Genomic DNA, 20,736 nt, shown 5'->3' on the forward strand with positions numbered 1-20,736 from the left:
CTGTCATCAGAAGGTAAAGTACAGAAAAGCTTTTTGTTGATATAGAGAAGTCCAATAGCAAGGCAGAGCATACGAAAACTTAATAATTATTAAGTACTTAATATTATATCACGGCCTATTTTTATTTTAACCTCCCGGCCTCATCGTACGTACCGTGTCAGGTTGTAACAGCCGGGAAATCGACCCGGCGTTATGACATGCCGGTGCGCGATGCTTAAGCTGGCCCAATCACATGCTTCACTTCCAGGTAAGCACTTAGCCCCCAGGGGCCCAGTTCGCGGCCAATGCCGCTACGCTTGAAGCCGCCCCAGGCGGTTTCGGGGAGTACCAGCTGCTCGCTGTTGTACCAGATGCTGCCGGCTTTTAGCTGGCGGCCAATGCGTTTTGCCCGCTCGGGGTCGCCGCTGATCACCGTGGCTGCCAGACCATAGACGCTGTCATTGGCAAGCTGAACCGCCTCGGCTTCGCTTGCTACGCTGTGTCCGCAGAGCACCGGGCCAAAAATCTCCTCTTTCCACAGGCGGCTCTCCACCGGCACATCGCGGTAAAGCGTGGGTGCCAGGAAATAGCCTTTTTCGGGTAGCGTGCGATGTTTTGCATCGCGCACCGATGTAAGCCCTTCCTGCTCGGCAAGGTCCAGATAGCGTTGCACGGCGTCACGCTGTTTGGCGCTGGTCAGCGGGCCTAAGTCGGTGCCTTCGGCAAGCGGGTCGCCCAGCGTTAGCGCATCCATTCGCTCTCCAAGCGCGGCGTAGAGTGCTTCCGCTACGTCTTCGTGTACCAATAGGCGCGAGGTTGCTGAGCAGATTTGCCCGGCATTGAAGTAGATGCCCGCCATCACCCAGTCAGCAGCTTGCGCCGGGTCGGCGTCTTCCATCACCAAAATGGGAGATTTGCCGCCTAGTTCCAGCGACACGCTCGCGGTGCGGCCGCTTGCCGCCTGCATGACCGCTTCACCCACACGATTACTGCCGGTAAAGGAGATTTTATCCACGCCAGGATGGTTGGTGAGCGGTGCGCCGATACCCTCACCGTCGCCGTTGAGCAAGTTGAGCACACCCGCGGGCAGGTCAATCTCTAGAGCGATTTCTGCCAACACTAACTCAGGGAGCGGTGTCACTTCCGATGGTTTAAGCACAGCGGTACAACCGGCTGCCAAAGCAGGCGCTAGCTTCCAAGCGCTGGTGACGAGGGGAAAATTCCACGGCGCAATCAGCCCCACTACGCCCACGGGGTCGTGATAGGTGAGAGCTTCAACACCCTCCATTTCAACACTCACTAACTCACCCTGGCGAGCATCCAGCGCTTTAGCCTGTTTGGCGTAGTAGCGATAGCAGGCAATGGCATCTTCCAGGTCGATCCCCGCCTCCGCCAACGGCTTGCCATTGTTGGTCGCTGACAGCGTGGTAATCGAATCACGGCGGGCTTCCAGTGCATCGGCAAACCCTTCCAAATACTTTGCACGTGCGGCACCACCCAATGTCTGCCACTCAGGCTGCGCCTGCTGGGCGGCTTGTACCGCCGCATCGACATCGGCCGCATCCCCAGCGGTTACCTGGGCAATACGCTCTTCGCGGTAAGGATTCATCACGTCGAGCAAGCGCGTGCCTTTTGAGGGCACCCACTGGTTGTTGATGAACTGTTTATCAAGCAGGGAAGCGTGTTCTATTTTAGATGTCGTAGACACGATTGAGGCTCCTTAAAGCTCGTGTTGGCGAAGCCAATCATCGATAAGTTGGCGTAAATGCTGGCCGCTAAAACTGGGAAAATGGCCTCCATGGATGGTACGAACCGGCAACTGGCGTAGCCGGCGCATACTGGCGGCATAATCAAAGAGGTCGCTGTGCCACAGATCTTCAATGAGTGGGCCATCGTAAATCAGGTCACCGGAGATAAGTGTTTGGGTTTTCGTCTCCCACAGCGCAATACCACCTGGGGAGTGGCCAGGCGTATGAATGACTTCCCACTGCCGGTTCCCCAAATCTAGTATCTCGCCATCCTTTAGCGGGGATACCATTTGCGGCGCCTGAATACAGTAGCGTTCATGAGAATAGGGTTCGGGGGGTAGCGCCTCGAACATATCGTCGCTGAGAAACTGGCCGGCGAGTGTGCGCGTATTATCGGGCGAGGCTAGTATCTCCGCCTCGGCGGCATGAACGTGGCAACAACCGAACTCCTGAGCCGCACCGATATGGTCAAAATGGGTATGACTAGCCACCGCTAAAAGATCGCGCTCGCTTAGCAACGCCACCTGTTCGCGCAGCGGCACCGCGCCCAAGCCAAAGTCCACGACCATGCCACGCTTGCTACCCTGAACATGCCAGATATTGCAGCGGTAAAAAGGCTTGATCCACGGCTCATCCACTAGAGTGATACCGTCCTCCTTGAGAGTGGTACGGTACCACTGCTTTGCGCTGATACGCTGAAGGGTCATACGGCCACCCGCTTCCCGACAACCGCTTTACTGACCACAAAATAGAGCGCACCGGTAATCACGAACACCGGCAACGACGCACCAAATTCAAGCGGCGCGACCCAGTTCCAGTAGTAAGCCAGTAACGCGCCGACCGCGTAGCTGCCCAGCGCCAGCCAATTGAAGGCGGGAAGGCTATGTTCAGCCTGGATCAGCTGTGCAGAGGTATAGCGCTGGCGACCCAGCAGGTAGTAGTCGACTATCATCAACGAAAAGGCCGGAATAAAGACGCTGCCGATAATCAATAGAAAGGTTTGGAACTGATCGAGAATACCAGGGATCAGCGCACCTACCACTGACACCACGCCAATGATCAACGCAGGTTTCCAGAAAGGCACCTTAGGGCGCACGCTCATAAACGAAAGCGTCGCGCTGTAGACACACATTACGTTGGTGGTCAGCACCGAGAAGAAAATCACCAAGGCAGCGGGCAGGCCGAATCCGAAGCCGCTAAGCAGGGTCGTCGGATCGTAGGTGGGCTCCATACCCACGCTGATCGAAAGCGCTGACACCGTGGCGCCCAAGCCCATTGCCACCAGCGTTGCCACCACGTAGCCGCCCCAGGTACCCACCACCGCGGCTTTTAGCGAGCGGCAATGGCGGTTATAGTCCGCCGCCAAGGGAATCCAGGAAAACGCCGTCGCGACCACGATATCGAACACCACGCCGCCGCCCAGCACGCCTTCGGGCTCCAGTTGGGTAATGCTCGGTAGATCGTAATGACGATTGAGCGCGAACAGCACCACCGCCGAGAGCCCCAGCATCAGCAGTGCCGCTATTTTCTCGACCTTCTCGATCCCCAGGTGGCCGCGCAAGGCAATCAGCACAACCAATGATTCACAGATAACTGTGAAGAGCGCCACATTTGAGTAACCGGTAAAGCTTTCCACGGCGTAATCCAGACTCATGCCAGCTAGCAGCGCCTGAATCCAACTCCAAGCAATCAGCGCCAATAGATTCACCCAGGCGGGGAAGTTAGCCCCTTTTCTGCCAAAAGTACCCCGCGCGAGTACCATCGTGGTCATGCCGGTTTGCTGTCCCATCACCCCGATTAACACGAGCGGAATGATGCCAATCGCCGAACCAATCAAGATCAGCAACATCGCATGCTGAAAGGTCAGGTCAGGGACTAAAAACATGCCGGTCAGGATGGTGGTAACCACCACATTGGCGCCGAGCCACAGTGCAAAGGTTCCCGGCAGCCCAAGGCTGTGTTCAACGTCGTCGGCAGATAGTGTGTCCTGCCCGAGCACATGTTTATTTTTCATTATTATCTCCTGTTGATATCAGGCTTTTCTGCCAAGCAGCGGCGTCAATTTCGATCAATAAAGGCCCGTTTGTTTCACGGTTGGCAAGCGCCTTGGCAAGCTCGGCGGGGCTCTCCACCAGCATGCCGGGACAGCCAAACCCTTCGGCCAGGGTGAGGAAGTTGGGCGCCTGAATATCCACCCCTAAGCGCGCCACGCCGTTGGCGTCCATGTAGCGCCGGATCTCTTCGTAACCGGCGTTGTGCCACAAAACGATCACCACTGGCAGCCGGGCTTCCACGGCGGTAGCGATTTCCGACAGCGTGAACATCACACCACCATCTCCCACCAGCGCCACTACGGGTAGGTCTGGCCGAGCCAGCTGTGCTCCCAATGCCGCGGGCAACCCATAGCCCAAGGTGCCGTAGCCAGTGGACGCATTGAAGTAGCGCCTGGGCGCGGGCTGGCTAACCAAGTGGTTACCGGCATACACCGGCGCGGTGGAATCGCCTACCAAAATGGCTCCAGGAAGGTGTTCGACAAGCGTTGCATAGAGGGGCACGAAGTCGCTAAACGCCGAATCGTTTGCCAGACCAAGCGCGCTCAGAGCGGCGACCGTTCGCTCGGCGCCTTGACGCTTCAGCGGCGCCGAAAAATGCGCCAGCAAAAGCGCCAAGCTGCGCCCGGCATCGCCCACCAGGCCCAACGTGGTGCGCTGATTACGCACCAGTTGCTCAGGATCAAGATCGATCCGAATCAGCGTACCGTTGAGGTGAAAACCGTCGTCAAAAACGACGTCGTAGTCGGTTTCACCCAGTTCGGTCCCTATCGCTAGAATGACATCGGCGTTAGCGGCAAGCTCTCTTACTGCAGGCAGCGCGGCATTGGCACCTAAGTCCAGCGGGTGATCACGACCAAGCAGCCCTTTGGCGTTGATGGTCGTCACCGTGGGTGCATCCAGTTGCTCAACTAATGCTCGTGCGGCTTCCGGCGCTGAAACGCAGCCGCCGCCCAATAGCAACAAGGGCTGCTTCGCTGCTTTTAGTAAGCGTGCAGCCTCGGCCAAGCCTTCTGGATCAGGCGCTGCGCGGTAAAGCGTGGGCGCTTGCCAACTAGCTGGAGCGCTGACCGGCGCATTGAACAGATCGATGGGGATTTCGATATGCACCGGGCCTGGGCGAGCTTCGTTGAAAACGGCGAAGGCGCGGGCCAGTACTTCAGGCAGAGTATTGGCATCCAGTAGCGTGTGGCTAAACCGCGCCACACCGCTGATCATCTGCTGTTGGCTGGGCAGTTCGTGCAACCGTCCTTGCCCTAGGCCCAAGGTATCGCGGCGGTTCACGCTGGAGATCACCAGCATGGGGATGGAGTCCGCCAGGGCTTGGCCCATGGCGGTGGCAATGTTGGTCATGCCTGGGCCGGTGATAATCAGGCACACCCCTGGTTGGCCGCTGGCGCGGGCATAGCCGTCGGCCATAAACCCTGCGCCCTGCTCATGGCGCGGGGTTATATGCTGCACATCGCTGCCTTCCAGCCCGCGATAAAGTTCGACCGTATGCACGCCGGGGATGCCGAACAGGGCGCTCACCCCGTAAGTATCCCGCAATAACCGAATGAGTAGCTCAGCACAGGTCATGTCGGGTTGTTTACGTGTTGCTTCAACGTTCATTACTGGCCCCTTAGAAGAAAAACGCGTGGGCCATAAAGGCGATGATCGGCAGCGTAATCGCGGTACGCAGCAGAAAGATGGCGACCAGTTCCCAGAGCTTGATGGGAATTTTCGACTTCAGCAGCAGCGCGCCGATTTCCGACATATAGATCAGCTGAGTAAGCGACAGACAGGCAATCACAAAGCGAGTGAGCTCGCTTTCGATATTGGTCGCCAGCACCGCGGGCAGAAACATATCAGCAAAGCCCACCAGGGTGGCGGGCGCCGCCGCTTCTGCTTCAGGAATCCGAAGCAGTTCTAACACCGGCACCATGGGGTAAGAGAGCCAGGTAAATAGCGGGGTAAACTCCGCCAGAATGAGCGCCACCGTGCCAATGGCAAATACCAGAGGCAACAGCGCAAGGAAAATATCCATGACGTTGATTAATGCCAGGCGCGCCAGTTCACGAGGGCCGGGAGCTCCAGCGGCGCGATTGGTGGCTTGAATCAAGCTGTAACGAAACAGGCCCACTTTTTCAGTGCGTTCTTCACTCAACTGGCAGCCCACGGGCTCGTAGTAGTCATTGGATTTGCGCGACAGCGGCGGTAGGCGCGGCACAATCACCGCCGCGATCAAGCCGGACACCACCACCGTAAAGTAGAACTGCACAAACAGGTGGTTGATATCGACGAAGCTGGTGACGAGCAGCGCAAACGCAATCGATACCACAGAGAAATTGGTAGCAATGACCGACGCTTCGCGCTGGTTATAGAAGCCTTGCTCATACTGCTGTGTGGTGATCAGCACCCCTACGGTACCCGAGCCCATCCATGAGGCGGTGGCATCGATAGCACTGCGTCCCGGCAAATTAAAGATCACCCGAAACGGCTTGCGCACCATACTGCCGATGAACTCCATAAAGCCAAACTCGACCAGGAACGGCAGTAGCAGCGCGGCAAAGAAAAAGAAGGTTAGCAGCACTGGAGCAAGGTCATTGAGCATGACGCCCCCTGTAAAAGAGGCGGTGATGAACTCAGGTCCAAATTGGAAATAAGTCATCACGGCAAACAGTGCGCCTAATACACGCATCACAAACCATAACGGCCCGACATGAAACATTTCATGCAGTACGCCTTTATCGGCCCAGCCCGGATGCGCCAGCTTGGCATAAAGCGTTGCCACTACCGAGAGACAGAGCACCGCCATTGCGATGGCGGGTAGTGCCGAGCCCAGCAGGGTTTGTAGGCCATCGGCCATTAAGCCCATGCCAATGTTAATGGTGTCACCCATTTGAAAAGGGACGAGAAACAACAACACCCCAATCAGCGATGGAATGAGAAATTTCAGTAAGTGCGCGCGGGGAATCGGTGCCGACGAGGTCGGCTGTTCCGATTTAACGTTGCTATACGGCATAGGGGTCACCCATTGAAAGTGATTATTGGAAGTGGGCTGGCGGCGTTGTTAGGTCAGTACTGTTATTATTTAGTCGCTATTTATTTGTTAGCCATCCGGTTGGCGTCATTCGCTGTGTTTAACGCCTGGCAATACACAGAGCATTTCATACAGCAGCGTGGCGCCCATTAATGCCGTGTTCCCGCTGGGGTCATAGGGTGGTGATACTTCCACTAGGTCGCAGCCGACAATATTTAGGCCCGCCGCGCCGCGAACAATTTCTAGCCCCTGGGCCGAAGTCAGCCCGCCCATTTCCACCGTGCCGGTACCGGGGGCAACAGAAGGATCCAAGCCGTCAATGTCGAAGCTGATATACACCGGGATATCGCCCATTTTTTCGCGCACTTCAGCCATCAGCGGCGTCAGCGAGCGATGCCAGCACTCCTCAGCCTGCACCACACGAAAGCCCTGCTCGCGACACCAGTCGAAATCCTCAGGGGCGTAACCGGTCCCGCGCAGGCCGATTTGCACTACCTTATTGTGGGCCAGCAGACCCTCTTCCTGGGCACGACGAAACGGTGTCCCGTGGGCAATCAGCTCGCCAAACATATGCTCGTTCACATCGGCGTGGGCATCGATATGAATCAATCCTACCGGGCCGTGCTTTTTCGCCATCGCGCGCAGAATCGGCAGCGTCAGCGTGTGCTCGCCGCCCAACGTCAGCGGAATGCAGTCATGCTTCAACACGTCGTCGTAGAAGGCCGTGATGATGTCGACGCTTTTCGGCAGGTGGAACGTATTAATCGGTACATCGCCAATATCAGCTACTTGCAGGCTTTCAAACGGCGCGGCGCCGGTGGCCATGTTGTAAGGGCGTAGCATGCGCGATTCATCGCGAATCTGGCGTGGCCCAAGGCGTGTGCCGGGGCGGTTCGAAGTACCAATATCCATGGGAATACCAATAAACGCAGCATCCAAACCTTCTGCAGTCTCTTGGGTAGGCAGGCGCATCATGCTCGCGGGGCCTGCAAAGCGCGGCATGGTATTGCCGCCCAGCGGCTGATTAAACTCTGACATCGTTATCTCCTTAGGCATTGTTATGGCGCTGATAGGGGCTAAATCTAAGTGGCCAGCGCAGCCTTGTTATCTTCTGCTTATGGCTTATCTTCTGCTGATGCTCTGCTTATGCTCTTACAACCTGCACAGAACGTGCCAACCCTGCGCTAGCGATAAACAGGTAGGATTACCGGCCTAAGGATGCAAAAATGCATCAAACAAGCACGCCAACGATTCATAAATGAATCAATCATTCATTTATGAATCGCTTGGGCAAGGCTGGCTGCAGTGAAAGGGATGGCGCGAGAGAAACACAATGAGTGAAATAGACAAGCACGTACTGCAAACCATCGTAGAAACCGCCAACGACCACTTTTTTATCGTCAGTGGCGATGGGCAGATCGTGGATGTCAGCCCAGGTGCCGAAGCGGTTTATGGAGTGTCGCGAGAAGAGCTACTTTCCAGCAGCGTTCAACAGCTTCAGGCCGCCGGGGTATTGAAGCCCTCCATCACCCTGGAAGTCATGCGCACCCGTCGGCCCGCGCAATTGATGCAAATCACAGGCACAGGCCGCCGCGTCATTGCAGAAGCTTACCCTGTGTTCGTGAATGGCAAGCTGGAACGCATTATCAGTCGCTCGCGGGATTTAACCGACCTCCAGTTGCTGCAGGACGAATACGCGCTGCTCCAAAAACGCTTTAGCGAACATTTAAAACGCAGCCAGGCTGCGCCGGATGCCGAAGAGCAGGCGTTGGATGACGCCCTGGATAACCTGCAGGTCAGAAGCCATGTGATGCGGGAAATTGCCCTGCTGCTCAAGCGGGTCGCCCCTTCAGACGCCAATGTGCTGATGCTAGGGGAGTCCGGCGTGGGCAAGACCGCTTTTGCCAAGCAGCTACATCGCTGGAGCCAGCGTCATAACGGCCCTTTTATCGACGTCAATTGCGCGGCGATTCCTGAAAATCTGTTCGAGTCCGAAATGTTTGGCTACCAGCCCGGCGCTTTCAGCGGTGCTGCTCGCCAGGGCAAAGCCGGGCTGCTAGAGCAGGCCGAGGGTGGCACGCTGTTTCTTGATGAAATCGGCGAGCTGCCGCTGTTGATGCAAACCAAGCTGCTCAAAGTCATCCAAGATGGCAGCCTGACTCGCTTGGGCGATACGCGCTCGCGTCGGGTCGATTTCCGCTTGGTGGTGGCGACCAATCAGGACTTGGGAAAACAGGTGGAAGCCGGGCTATTTCGCTTGGATCTGTACTACCGTCTCAACGTGATCCCGGTCACCCTGCCGCCGCTGCGCGACCGCCGCGAGGATATCCCCGATATGGTCGAAGCGTGCTTAAAAAGGCTGAATCAACGTTATGGGCGGCAAAAAATTCTCGGCAATCAGGTATGGTCGACCCTCATGGGCAGCGACTGGCCAGGGAATGTTCGCGAGCTGGAAAACTGGCTGGAGCGGGCCTGGCTCTCAAGCCCCACCGATCAAATTGAAGTCCCTACCGCACAGGCACATACCGAACAGCGCGCCGACAGCTTGCCGAGTGGCTCCCCCGCACCTTTGGTGGCACCGCTTGCGCCGGAAGAAAACCTCAAACAGTACCTCGAACGCTTGGAGCGAGAAGCGCTACAAGCGCTATGCCACACACTTCCTAGCACTTACGCCATCGCCGAGCGGCTGGGCATCAGCCAATCCAGCGTGGTGCGCAGGCTGCAGCGCTACGGCATTAAAGTCGCCAAGTAAATTTTTCGCTTGACACAAGTTTGTTATATAAGTGTCATACAACGGCAACATCTTCAACACAAGCTGACCTAATAACAACCAACAGCCGGTGATGTGTGTGCTATGTCTAATCAATCGCGTATCCGCCTGGAACGCGTCACCAAACGTTGGGACGCGACCACGGCTGTCGACGACATCTCCTTCGATGTCACGCCTGGGCAATTTGTCATTCTGCTGGGCCCTTCGGGCTGTGGAAAATCCACCACGCTGCGCATGGTCGCAGGCTTGGAAGAAGCAAGCAGCGGGCATATTCATATTGGCGAGCGCGACGTGACGCGCCTGCCGCCCGGGGATCGTGGCCTGAGCATGGTGTTCCAGTCCTATGCGCTGTTTCCGCATTTAAGCGTTGCCGACAACATCGTGTTTGGCCTGCGTAGCCGCAAAGTGCCCAAAGCCGAACAGCGCGAACGGCTCGTCAGGGTCGCCGAACTGGTCGATCTCACCGATTACCTGGACCGCAAACCTGCCAAGCTTTCCGGTGGTCAGCGCCAGCGGGTCGCCCTGGCACGCTCGATTATCTCCGAGCATCCAATCTGTCTGATGGACGAGCCGCTCTCCAATCTGGATGCCCGACTGCGCAGCGACATGCGTCGGGAAATCAAAGCGCTCCAGAGCCGCCTAAACATGACGGTGATCTACGTCACCCACGATCAGGTCGAAGCCATGAGCATGGGCGATCGCGTCATTCTGATGCAACACGGCAAAATCGTGCAGGACGGCACCCCTGACGAACTTTATAACCGACCCGCCAGCGCCTTCGCCGCCAGCTTTATTGGTAGTCCAGCGATGAATCTGCTGCCGTTGGTGGCCGGTGAGACTAGCGCCGTCATCGAAGGTGAGCCGAGCACGCCCGTGGCACCAATGGAGGCCGCCGGTGGACACTTGGGCGTGCGCCCAGAAGATATTGAGCTACGGCCAGCGGCATCGCCAGGCGTACCCGCCAAGGTATTAAGTGAAGAGTACTTGGGGGCAGATACCATTGCCTATGTCGAGGTGGGCTCGCATACCCTGCGCGTTCGATTAAGCGGCAAACCGCTATTGACTGGCCAGCTATGCAGCCTCTATTGGGCGTCCAAGAACATACACCTTTTCGATGCTAACGGCCTACGGCGCGATGATATGCCACTAAGCGATTTCGCTCCGCCAATCCGCAGCATTCCTCGTCCACCGGCGGTGGGCTCTTTCCAACACTGATCGCTTTTTAACCTTGATTCAGTCCTGATACTTGTGGAGTCTTTTATGCGTGCGCGGATCCCTTTTGCGATGACGGCCCTGGCAGCAGGCTTATTAAGTGCCGCCCAGGTTAACGCTGATAGCGTTGATCTGACCATGTACTACCCGGTCTCGGTGGGCGGGGCGCTCACCGATGTGGTGGACAACCTAGTAGCGGAGTTTGAAAGCGAACACCCCGATATCAACGTCGAAGCGATCTACGCCGGGAACTACGACGACACCCGCGTACGCGCCATGTCGGCCATGGAAGCTGGCGACACGCCGCAACTGTCAGTCATGTTCTCCATCGATCTGTACGAGCTGATTGAGCAGAACGCCATTGTGGCTTTCGATGACCTAGTCGAAACCGACGAGGAGCGCGAGTGGCTGGATAGCTTCTACCCCGGCCTGATGGAAAATGGCCAGCTGGATGGCAAAACCTACGGCATCCCCTTTCAGCGCTCCACCATTGTGCTTTTCTGGAACAAGGACGCTTTTGAAGCCGCTGGCCTAGATCCGGAAACACCGCCTGAAAACTGGGAAGAGATGGCCGAGATGGCCGCCACTGTTCGGGAAGCCTCCAACGGCGACCAGTGGGGCGTGATGGTGCCCTCTACCGGCTACCCCTACTGGATGTTCCAGGCCTTTGCTTTTCAGAACGGTCATCGCTTGATGAGCGAAGATGGCACTGAGGTCTACTTTGACGACCCCGCAGCGGTTGAAGCGCTGGAGTACTGGGTATCGCTTGCTGACGAGCATAATGCCATGCCCGATGGCACCATCGAGTGGGGCACGCTGCGCCAGAACTTCCTAGAGCAGTCCACCGCCATGATGTGGCACACCACCGGCAACCTGACCGCCGTGCGCAGCGAAGCTGATTTCGACTTTGGCGTTGCCATGCTGCCGATGAAAACCCAGCGTGGCAGTCCCACTGGCGGCGGCAACTTCTATATTTTTGAAGACGCCAGCGAAGAGGAGCAGCGCGCGGCGATGACCTTTATCCGCTGGATGACCGCCCCAGAACGTGCCGCCGCCTGGTCGATTGAAACCGGTTATATGGGCGTCAGCCCCGCTGCTTACGAAACCGAGGCACTACAAAGCTATGTTGAAGAGTTCCCACCCGCCGCCGTCGCCCGCGACCAGCTTGAACACGGCACGGCGGAGCTCTCCACCTACCAGGGTGGCCGCATTCGCCGCGCCCTGGATAACGCCGTACAAGCGGCGCTGACCGGTCAAATGACACCGGAAGAAGCGCTTAATCAGGCGCAGCAAGAGGCCGATAGCGTGCTGCGCCGCTACGCCCGTTAATTGTTATAGGTTTCACTGTTCGCCGGGGCTCGCCCCGGCTTCCTTCACTTGCGGTGTTTCATCATGTCCTTAACCGCCTCCCATAAAATGCAGCTTTACGGTGCGCTACTGTTGTTACCGGCGGCGGTACTGCTGACGACTTTCGCTTATCTACCGACGATCACGACGGTGATCAATAGCCTGTTTTTACCGGGCTTTCGGGGCGCCCCTACTGAGTTTGTAGGGCTTGAAAACTATCAGGTATTGTTCGATGACCCGACGTTTTGGAAAGTAGCTCGCAACAACTTAATCTACGCCGTCGGTACAATCCCCACCTCTATCGCGCTGGCCTTATGCATGGCGCTATTCGTTAACGGCAAACTGCGCGGGCGCGGCGTTGTGCGCATGGCCTACTTTACGCCGACCATTCTACCCATGATCGCCGCTGCCAATATTTGGATGTTTTTCTACGCGCCACAGATTGGTCTATTCAATAAACTGCTCGGCATGTTGGGCCTCTCCGGGGTGAACTGGCTGGGCGATCCAAGCGTTGCGTTAAGCTCGGTGATCGTGATGTCGGTGTGGAAAGAAGCCGGCTTTTTTATGATCTTCTACCTGGCGGCGCTGCAAAGTATGCCACCCGAGCTAAAAGAGGCGTCCGACCTTGAAGGTACCAGCCGCTGGAGTTTTTTTTGGCGGGTCACCTTCCCACTATTGATGCCCACCACGCTGTTTGTGCTCATCAACGCCCTGATTAACTCGGTAAGGGTGGTGGATCACCTGTTTATTTTGACCAAAGGTGGTCCGAATAACGCCACCAACCTACTGCTCTACTACGTCTACGAGAACGCGTTTTCGTTTTTTGATGGCACTACAGCCGCCACCATTACGGTGGTTATTCTGCTGGTACTCGCCGTCGTTGCCACGCTCAAGTTCACGATTCTAGATCGTAGGACGCACTACCAATGAATACGACGACTATCTATGCACCCCGCTCCCGCTTCGTCTCAATTCCATCACTGGAAACCGTGGCCGCGTGGCTGTTGGCGATTATTTGGATTTTTCCGTTGCTGTATGCCTTTTGGGCCGCCTTCCACCCCAGCGAGTTTATGGTGAACTTTGAGCTCTTCGCCCCGCTGACGCTGGAGAACTTCACTAACGCCTGGTCTCAAGCGCCCTTTGCACGTTACTACCTGAACACCTTTGCGCTGGTGACAGGGGTGGTGATCGGTCAGTTTGTGGTCTGTACCCTGGCGGCGTTTGCCTTTGCGCGCTTCCCGATTCCCGGCAAGAACGTTCTGTTTATGCTGGTGCTGATTCAGCTCTTTGTTTTCCCAGAAGTGCTGATTGTCGAGAACTACCGCATCGCCAGTGAGCTGGGGCTGATCAACACCATCACCGGGATTGGCTTACCTTACGTGGCCAGCGCCTTGGGTATTTTTCTGCTGCGCCAAACCTTTAAAACCATCCCAAGGGAGCTGGAAGACGCCGCCCGCATCGAAGGCTGTAACTGGCTGGAAATTCTATGGAAGGTCTACGTACCGCTAGCCAAGCCCACCTACCTTGCTTACGGGCTGGTCTCGATTAGTCACCACTGGAACAACTTTATCTGGCCGCTGGTGGTTACCAACTCGGTAGAGAGCCGCCCGTTAACGGTAGGATTAGGGGTATTTTCCGCGCCCGAAACCGGCGTTAACTGGGCCACCGTCAGCGCCGCCACACTGCTTAGTATCGCCCCGCTGCTCATTGCCTTTTTGCTCTTTCAGCGCCAATTCGTGCAGTCGTTTTTAAGGGCAGGGATCCGCTAGGCAGACGCCCCCCAGGTTTTTCGTGCGACAATTCTCTCTCAAGCACGAGACATGGAGAGCATTGATGCACGGCGACCCTCACCCGGCAACCCTCAAGGTACTTCAGGAGGTATTTGGCTACGACAGCTTTCGCGGCCCGCAGCAGGCCATCACTGAGCATGTAATAGCCGGTGGCGATGCGCTGGTGCTGATGCCCACCGGCGGTGGTAAGTCGCTGTGCTATCAGATCCCGGCACTGCTGCGCGAAGGCACCGCGATTGTGGTCTCGCCGCTGATCGCGCTGATGCAGGACCAGGTAGCGGCGCTTAAGCAGAACGGGGTTCGGGCGGACTACCTCAACTCCAGCCTCGACTACCACGAGGCAGTCGCGGTAGAGAATCGCCTACGGGCGGGGGAACTGGACCTTTTATATGTCGCCCCCGAGCGGCTGGCCACGGCGCGTATGCAAATGCTGCTGGAACAGACCCGGATTGCGCTGTTCGCCATCGATGAGGCCCACTGTGTCTCCCAGTGGGGCCACGATTTTCGCCCGGAGTATCGCCAGCTCTCCCAGCTACACCAGCGTTTCCCCCAAGTGCCGCGCATCGCCCTAACCGCCACCGCCGATGTGCCTACCCGGGGCGATATCATGGAGCATTTGCAGCTCCAGGAGGCGGCGCTTTACAACAGCGGCTTTGACCGGCCCAACATTCGCTACCATATCGCCGAGAATCAAGGTAACGCCAAGGAGCAGTTGCTGCGCTTTATCCGCGACAACCACGACGGCGAGGCGGGTATCGTCTACTGCCTCTCCCGGCGCAAGGTGGAGGAGACCGCTGCCTGGCTAGAGCGCCAGGGGCTGACTGCACTGCCCTATCACGCCGGGCTTCCCCCCGAGCAGCGCCAGCACCACCAGACCCGATTTCTGCGTGAAGATGGTGTGGTCGTCGTGGCCACTATCGCCTTTGGCATGGGCATCGACAAGCCCGACGTGCGTTTTGTCGCTCACCTCAACCTGCCCAAGAGCATCGAAGCCTACTACCAGGAGACCGGCCGCGCCGGGCGCGATGGCCTGCATGCCGATGCCTGGATGGCCTACGGCCTTCAGGACGTAATCACCCTGCGCCAGATGCAGCAGGACTCCAGCGCCGCCGACCAGCAAAAGCGTATCGAGCAGCAGAAACTCGACGCCATGCTGGGGCTGTGCGAGATCATCAGTTGCCGCCGTCAGGCACTGCTTCACTACTTTGGCGACCGGCTGGACGCCCCCTGCGGCAACTGCGACAACTGCCTGACCCCACCCGAGACCTGGGAGGCCACCGTGGCGGCGCAAAAGGCGCTCTCATGTGTCTACCGCACCGAGCAGCGCTTTGGCGTGACCTACCTAGTGGATGTATTGCTGGGCAAAAGCAACGAACGCATCACCCGCTTTGGCCACGACCACCTCAGCACCTTCGGCATCGGCAAAGACCTCACGGCCAACGAATGGAAGGCGCTCTTTCGCCAATTGATTGCCAGCGGCTTTTTGAGCGTAGATATGGAAGGGCACGGCGGCATCAAGCTCACCGCCAATGCCAAGCCGGTGCTGCGCGGCGAGCAGAGCCTCACGCTACGCAAACCCCACAAGACCAAGGCCACCCGACGAGGCAGCAAAGGCGCCTCTTCCCCACAGGGCCACGGCCCGCTGTGGGAAGCCCTACGCCAGCACCGCAAGGAACTGGCCGACGCCCAGGGCGTGCCTGCCTATGTGATTTTCCACGACGCCACCCTGGCTGAACTGGTCGAGCAGAAACCCCAGAGCCTAGCGGCACTGGGCGATATCTCTGGCATCGGTGCACGCAAACTGGCGGATTACGGCGAGGGCTTTCTGGCCGTCATTTTGGCGCATCAGGAAACCGAGCCAAGCAGTTGAACCAGCGTGCCGGGAATCCAAAAAGCTCAAATGATCGCTATTTTCAAAACTCGCTCACTTGGCGTAATCTATAGACAAGTGAGGAGAAAGGTATTATGGCCATTCAGCACAAAACCGCCGACAAGCGCCGTGAAATGGGGGCCGCGGCAATGCGCACCTACCCCCACATTTCACACGCATGGGGATTGAAAGAGAGTGAAGCAGCGTTGCTTTTAGGCGTACCGGATTCAACCTACCGGCGCTGGAAGCAGGCGCCTGAGCAAGCTCGCTTGGATGCCAATCATCTGGAACGGATGTCCTTGATTCTAGGCATCTACAAAGCACTGCATATACTGCTTCCCAACCAGGCGGCGGCTAACAGCTGGCTGCAGAGGCCCAACCACAATCCACTATTTGCCGGGCATTCGCCGGTTGAGCGCCTGTTAGACGGACAAGTCTCTGACCTTTACGTTGTACGCCAACATTTAGATGCAGCACGGGGCGGGGGCCATGCATGACGTTTCCTTTAAGCAACGTCTCATGGCGGCCCAGTTACCGTATTGTCCCCTCACGCTTTCCACCTATCGATTTGTTCGAGAACGTCAATAACAACGCTGATGACTGGGAACTGCTGAACGAACTGGAAGGTGAAACCTCGGCACGGCTGCGTGAAGCTGCAGGGACTATCCATCTGATCCGCGACGAAGATCGGCGTTATGGCCCTGGTTGGACGCCTGTGATGGCGGCCTTCTGCCACTTTCCCGCTACTGGCTCGCGTTTTACCGATGGCACCTTTGGCGCTTATTACTGCGCGCTAACGGAAGCCACGGCGATAGCCGAGACCTGCTACCACGCAGAGCGCTTTATGAGTGAGTCCCGCGAGCCACCCATCATGCTTCAGCAACGTGTTTACCTATCGGATTTATCGGGACAATTGATTGATATACGCGGGCAAAATGATCATCAAGGACTACTTAATCCCGATAGCTGGTCAGCCGGACAAGTGTTTGGTCGAAAAGCCTGGGAAGAGAAAGCGGATGGTATTGTTTACCCGAGCGTCAGAGACCCTAAGGGCGAATGTGCCGCAGTGCTGCGGCCACCGGTACTTTCCGCAACACGACAAGGTCGGCATCTCGGTTATGACTGGGATGGACAGCGCATACGTCATGTTTATGAGTTGACGGTACTGAGCTAGCGGTTCTGGCCTATGGCATTTTATTAACGCTAGCGACCCAGATCTTATTGCGCCCCTGCCGCTTTGCTTCGTAAAGAGCCAAGTCGGCATAGGCTAATAAGTCGGCTGGCGTAAGCAGTGCTGTGGGGCGCAGCACTGCAGTTCCAACACTGGCTGTGACGATACCGAGATCAGGATTGCCATGATGCGGTATTTGCAAAGCCTCCACGCTATAGCGAAAGCGTTCTGCTGCTAGACTTGCTGCTTTAGGTGTCGCATTCGACATTAACACGACAAACTCTTCACCGCCGTAACGAACCACTAAATCACCCGCGTTCCGACTGTTAACCTGCATTGCCTTTGCCACTTGGCGAAGGCAGTGATCACCTTGCAAATGGCCATAGTGATCGTTATAGGCTTTAAAATGGTCTATATCGATCATCATGAGTCCTAAGTAGTTGCCCTTTTCTAACGCCTCCTGCCAGCGAAGAGGAAATACCGTGTCGAAGTGACGCCGATTAGCAATATTGGTGAGTGGGTCAGTTATTGAAAGTTGTGACAGCTTTTGATTATCTTCAAAATAATTCCCAGCCCGCAGTTTCTCTCTTAACACATGCAAATAGGATGTTCGCTCACTGTGCTCCAACCGATAGTTTGCGATTAAAGTGAACGTGGCATTAGCGAAAATAGTAAACATGGCTAACCGCTTCGCTTCTGGCGGCATTGGCTCGTAAACCAGGATAAAAACTAGCATTATCAATATGCTGAGGGCGGTTGATACGCAGGCATAACCAAAGCGTAGCGAATAAACAATATTCCCTACCACTAAAATCAGCCCAAATGAGAAAACATCTAAGTAAGAGTAAGGCTCTAAGGAAGCGACGAAAATCAGGCAAGACAACACCGTAGCAACAATGACGATACTCGCCATAAGCGCTTCGCGAAGTACTGGAGAGACTCCTCGATAGACAAACCAAAGAATCGGCAAACCAAAAGGCAACATGATACCAATACGCAAGAGTAGTGCCGTTGTGAAAGCGTCAGGGCGGTAACTATAATCATTGATCAAAAACAAGCTATAAATAAACGCTGATATTAGGCCAGCCACCGCCATATTGAGACTACGTTGTTGTTGGGTATCTTCCTCAAAGCGGGCCTCCACCTCATCGGCAAAACGCAAACGCCAAGGACGACTTTTTAACTCATCTTCGACGGCTTCTAACAACACGTCATTAACCATTTCCCGCCCTCAATGCCCCACCCTTCACCCATAAATCACAGCATCATACGTAGCTAACACAAGCCAAATAACACATCCAAACACGAGCATAGTGTGCCACAACAAGGGCAAGGAAGATGACTAACAACTCATAAATAATGACCAAAAAAACCAACAGACATTGACGAGTAATTTAGACTGATACGGATTTATTACGTCCGCGCCGCATCACCTCACCCGGAGACAGCAGGTAACGCACGGTTAACACATAGAAATTATTAAATAGGGGGGAACTGGTAAAGTAATAAACCTCGATGACCATCGGAGGAAAACGGGTTTGCTTTGCCAGCTTTAACGCAGTTGGCTATCTTTACTACCATGACGGTTGTAGCCGCTAAAGGCCGACTGCTTTTTGTCTAACTCACCCTGACAAACCACACAGAGTCGAACCCCTGGAATCGCTTTACGGCGCGGTTCAGGAATGGGGTCGCCACACTCTTCGCAAACCTCAAGACTTTCGCCGCGGGGCAGCTGGCTACGCGCACGCTGCACCGCATCCTCTAGCGTGCTTTCCATCTGCTCTTGTTCGGCGCCATCTTTTGCCCATCCACCTGCCATAATCGCACTCCTCGCTTCGGCACTAGCAATCTATCAGCATAGCAGTAACGAGAAACGTGCACCGTTAGCCTAAAAACCGAACGCCTTGGGCAGCCAAAGGGCTGCGTAGCTTGTCTGGCAGCGGCACATCGGTCACTACGGCATCATAATCACCCAACTGGCCCGCGGCGCAGCGTAGTGTCAGGTCGAACTTGGTTTTATCCAGTACTAATACGCGATAACCGGCATGGGCCAACAGCGCCTCACGGGCCATTACTTCGTCGTCGTTGTAGTCATAAAGCTGGCCATGGCTATCCATTCCCCCCACCGACACAATCCCCATATCGGCACGGTAGCGTTGAAAAAAGCGCCAGGCATCGCCGCCAATCACATCCTGGTCACGACGACGCACTCGTCCACCCGCCACCACTAACTCACACTTCAACTGGCACAGCTTAATCAGCGCATGCAGGTTATTGGTCATGATATGCAGACCTTGCTTATCACTCAGCGCATCGGCCAACTGCTCAACCGTGGTGCCCGTGCCTAGAAATAGCGCTTGATGATCCTGCACCAAGCTCGCTGCCCGCGCCGCAATCTGCCGTTTACCGGCCACGTTAACGATCTGACGCTGGTCATAACCGATGTTTTCCTGCTCAGGAAATGGCAGCACCTCACCATGACGGCGCAGCACTAAGCCCTTCTCGGCCAAATGGCGAATATCCCCACGCAGAGTTTGTACAGAAACCCCGTATTCGCCTGCCAAATTATCTACCGACTGGCGACCTTGGCTGTGGACTCGTTCCAGCAGCCGTTGTCGACGTTCGAACTGACGCATCACCACCTCTCAGCACAACGAAAGCAAAAAGCGTGGCAAGCGAAAGCCACAAAAGGTTGAACGAAAGCGTACTGTCACTTTGTTGTAAGCAGATGACAGTAGCTTAGGTGTGGTTAACTCACTGGAGGTTTACCCATGTCGAAGCGTCCCCTGTTATCTATCCCGGTATCGGCCCTTACGGCTGCCGTTGCGGTAGCCAGCTTTTCCCTTTCGGTTCAGGCAGCGGCGAACGAGACGCTAACGCTCTACACCAGCCAGCCCAATAGCGATGCCCAACAGACCGTTGACGCCTTTGAAGCGGCTTATCCCGATATTGAAGTGGAGTGGGTACGCGACGGTACGACGCGCTTAATGACCCGGCTGCGCTCAGAGCTTTCGGCCGGGGTGAGCAACCCTGACGTGCTGCTGATTGCCGACAGCATGACCATGGAATCACTCAAGCAGGAGGGCCATTTACAGCCTTACCTAAGCGATGAGCGCCAGGCCTATGACGCCGACCTGTATGACCCCGAAGGCTACTACTACGGCACCAAGCTGATCACCACCGGGATTGTCTATAACACCGGTGCCGAGCATCAGCCGCAAAGCTGGCAAGACCTGCTGGAGCCTGACTACGAAGGCATGGTCACTATGCCCAGCCCACTCTACTCCGGCGCGGCACTGATCCATATGGCGGCGATCACTGCCAACCCAGACCTTGGCATGGCGTATTACGAAGCGCTTCATGAAAACCGCACCGAAGCCCAGGGCGGCAATGGGGGCGTATTTAACGCCGTGGCCGCGGGCACCAAGCCCTACGGCATCGTGGTGGATTTCCTGCCAATTCGTGAAGCTGCCAAAGGCTCGCCGGTCGAATTCGTGTTCCCGGAAGAGGGCGTGAGCGCGGTGACCGAGCCGGTCGCCATTATGCAAGGTGCAGAGAATGTCGAGGCCGCGCAAAAGTTTGTTGATTTTGTGCTCTCCCAGCAGGGCCAGGAGCTGGTCAGCCAGCAGGGCTACTTGCCTGCTCACAACGACGTTACCCCACCGGAAGGCTTCCCCGAGCGCAATAGCATTACCCTGATGCCGGTTGATACCGAGCAGGCATTGGCGCAGGAAGAAGAACTCAAACAGCGTTTTAGCGACCTCTTCGGCGGGTAA

General features: G+C 56.3%; 18 protein-coding genes. 9 read left to right on the forward strand and 9 right to left on the reverse strand.

Annotated features, from left to right (window positions below; all coding sequences use genetic code 11):
• Positions 1 to 214: 214 nt before the first annotated feature.
• The 6 genes from ACUVOF_RS11465 to speB form a co-directional block, all read right to left on the reverse strand.
• Positions 215 to 1,687 carry an aldehyde dehydrogenase family protein gene (locus ACUVOF_RS11465; RefSeq protein ID WP_447044476.1) on the reverse strand — a complete coding sequence of 491 codons (1,473 nt, stop codon included), beginning with the start codon at positions 1,685 to 1,687 and terminating at the stop codon, positions 215 to 217.
• A gap of 12 nt (positions 1,688 to 1,699) precedes the next feature.
• Complete coding sequence (locus tag ACUVOF_RS11470; RefSeq protein ID WP_447044477.1) at positions 1,700 to 2,434, reverse strand: MBL fold metallo-hydrolase; 735 nt, start codon at positions 2,432 to 2,434, stop codon at positions 1,700 to 1,702.
• Positions 2,431 to 3,741, reverse strand: a complete 1,311-nt coding sequence (locus ACUVOF_RS11475) for a purine-cytosine permease family protein (protein WP_447044478.1) — start codon at positions 3,739 to 3,741, stop codon at positions 2,431 to 2,433. The genes ACUVOF_RS11470 and ACUVOF_RS11475 overlap by 4 nt, the downstream gene beginning before the upstream one ends.
• Positions 3,731 to 5,389: a 5-guanidino-2-oxopentanoate decarboxylase gene (locus ACUVOF_RS11480; protein ID WP_447044479.1), complete on the reverse strand. Its 1,659-nt coding sequence runs from the start codon at positions 5,387 to 5,389 to the stop codon at positions 3,731 to 3,733. The genes ACUVOF_RS11475 and ACUVOF_RS11480 overlap by 11 nt, the downstream gene beginning before the upstream one ends.
• 10 nt (positions 5,390 to 5,399) lie before the next feature.
• Positions 5,400 to 6,782: a YjiH family protein gene (locus tag ACUVOF_RS11485; protein WP_447044480.1), complete on the reverse strand. Its 1,383-nt coding sequence runs from the start codon at positions 6,780 to 6,782 to the stop codon at positions 5,400 to 5,402.
• A 105-nt stretch (positions 6,783 to 6,887) separates the two neighbouring features.
• Positions 6,888 to 7,838 (reverse strand): agmatinase, encoded by a 951-nt coding sequence (gene speB, locus ACUVOF_RS11490; protein ID WP_447044481.1) that lies wholly within the window; start codon positions 7,836 to 7,838, stop codon positions 6,888 to 6,890.
• A gap of 295 nt (positions 7,839 to 8,133) precedes the next feature.
• On the opposite strand from speB, the gene ACUVOF_RS11495 reads away from it, so the two are divergent.
• The 8 genes from ACUVOF_RS11495 to ACUVOF_RS11530 all read left to right on the forward strand — a co-directional run bounded on the left by ACUVOF_RS11495 (position 8,134) and on the right by ACUVOF_RS11530 (position 16,963).
• On the forward strand, positions 8,134 to 9,552 hold the full coding sequence (locus ACUVOF_RS11495) for a sigma-54 interaction domain-containing protein (RefSeq protein ID WP_447044482.1): 1,419 nt from the start codon (positions 8,134 to 8,136) through the stop codon (positions 9,550 to 9,552).
• 102 nt (positions 9,553 to 9,654) lie between these two features.
• Entirely contained in the window at positions 9,655 to 10,785 is a 1,131-nt protein-coding gene (locus tag ACUVOF_RS11500; protein WP_447044483.1) for an ABC transporter ATP-binding protein, read from the forward strand.
• Positions 10,786 to 10,830: 45 nt separating this feature from the next.
• Entirely contained in the window at positions 10,831 to 12,111 is a 1,281-nt protein-coding gene (locus tag ACUVOF_RS11505; protein ID WP_447044484.1) for an ABC transporter substrate-binding protein, read from the forward strand.
• Between the two features lie 63 nt (positions 12,112 to 12,174).
• The gene (locus ACUVOF_RS11510) at positions 12,175 to 13,059 is read left to right on the forward strand and encodes a carbohydrate ABC transporter permease (RefSeq protein ID WP_447044485.1); all 885 of its coding nucleotides are present in this window, start codon (positions 12,175 to 12,177) and stop codon (positions 13,057 to 13,059) included.
• The gene (locus ACUVOF_RS11515; protein WP_447044486.1) at positions 13,056 to 13,898 is read left to right on the forward strand and encodes a carbohydrate ABC transporter permease; all 843 of its coding nucleotides are present in this window, start codon (positions 13,056 to 13,058) and stop codon (positions 13,896 to 13,898) included. The genes ACUVOF_RS11510 and ACUVOF_RS11515 overlap by 4 nt, the downstream gene beginning before the upstream one ends.
• Positions 13,899 to 13,962: 64 nt before the next feature.
• Positions 13,963 to 15,789, forward strand: a complete 1,827-nt coding sequence (gene recQ, locus ACUVOF_RS11520; protein WP_447044487.1) for a DNA helicase RecQ — start codon at positions 13,963 to 13,965, stop codon at positions 15,787 to 15,789.
• A gap of 95 nt (positions 15,790 to 15,884) precedes the next feature.
• A complete protein-coding gene (locus tag ACUVOF_RS11525; protein ID WP_113269383.1) occupies positions 15,885 to 16,286 on the forward strand; it encodes an antitoxin Xre-like helix-turn-helix domain-containing protein in 402 nt (133 codons plus the stop codon).
• A complete protein-coding gene (locus ACUVOF_RS11530) occupies positions 16,283 to 16,963 on the forward strand; it encodes an RES family NAD+ phosphorylase (protein WP_447044488.1) in 681 nt (226 codons plus the stop codon). Before ACUVOF_RS11525 ends, ACUVOF_RS11530 begins: the two co-directional genes overlap by 4 nt.
• Before the next feature lie 10 nt (positions 16,964 to 16,973).
• Here ACUVOF_RS11530 and ACUVOF_RS11535 read toward each other — a convergent pair whose 3' ends face one another.
• The 3 genes from ACUVOF_RS11535 to ACUVOF_RS11545 all read right to left on the reverse strand — a co-directional run bounded on the left by ACUVOF_RS11535 (position 16,974) and on the right by ACUVOF_RS11545 (position 19,596).
• The gene (locus ACUVOF_RS11535; RefSeq protein ID WP_447044489.1) at positions 16,974 to 18,182 is read right to left on the reverse strand and encodes a diguanylate cyclase domain-containing protein; all 1,209 of its coding nucleotides are present in this window, start codon (positions 18,180 to 18,182) and stop codon (positions 16,974 to 16,976) included.
• Between the two features lie 330 nt (positions 18,183 to 18,512).
• A complete protein-coding gene (locus ACUVOF_RS11540; RefSeq protein WP_447044490.1) occupies positions 18,513 to 18,779 on the reverse strand; it encodes a DksA/TraR family C4-type zinc finger protein in 267 nt (88 codons plus the stop codon).
• Between the two features lie 64 nt (positions 18,780 to 18,843).
• Positions 18,844 to 19,596 carry a DeoR/GlpR family DNA-binding transcription regulator gene (locus tag ACUVOF_RS11545; RefSeq protein WP_447044491.1) on the reverse strand — a complete coding sequence of 251 codons (753 nt, stop codon included), beginning with the start codon at positions 19,594 to 19,596 and terminating at the stop codon, positions 18,844 to 18,846.
• A 135-nt stretch (positions 19,597 to 19,731) separates the two neighbouring features.
• On the opposite strand from ACUVOF_RS11545, the gene ACUVOF_RS11550 reads away from it, so the two are divergent.
• Positions 19,732 to 20,736 (forward strand): ABC transporter substrate-binding protein, encoded by a 1,005-nt coding sequence (locus tag ACUVOF_RS11550; RefSeq protein WP_447044492.1) that lies wholly within the window; start codon positions 19,732 to 19,734, stop codon positions 20,734 to 20,736.

The sequence above is a fragment of the Vreelandella sp. H-I2 genome, from assembly GCF_052959335.1.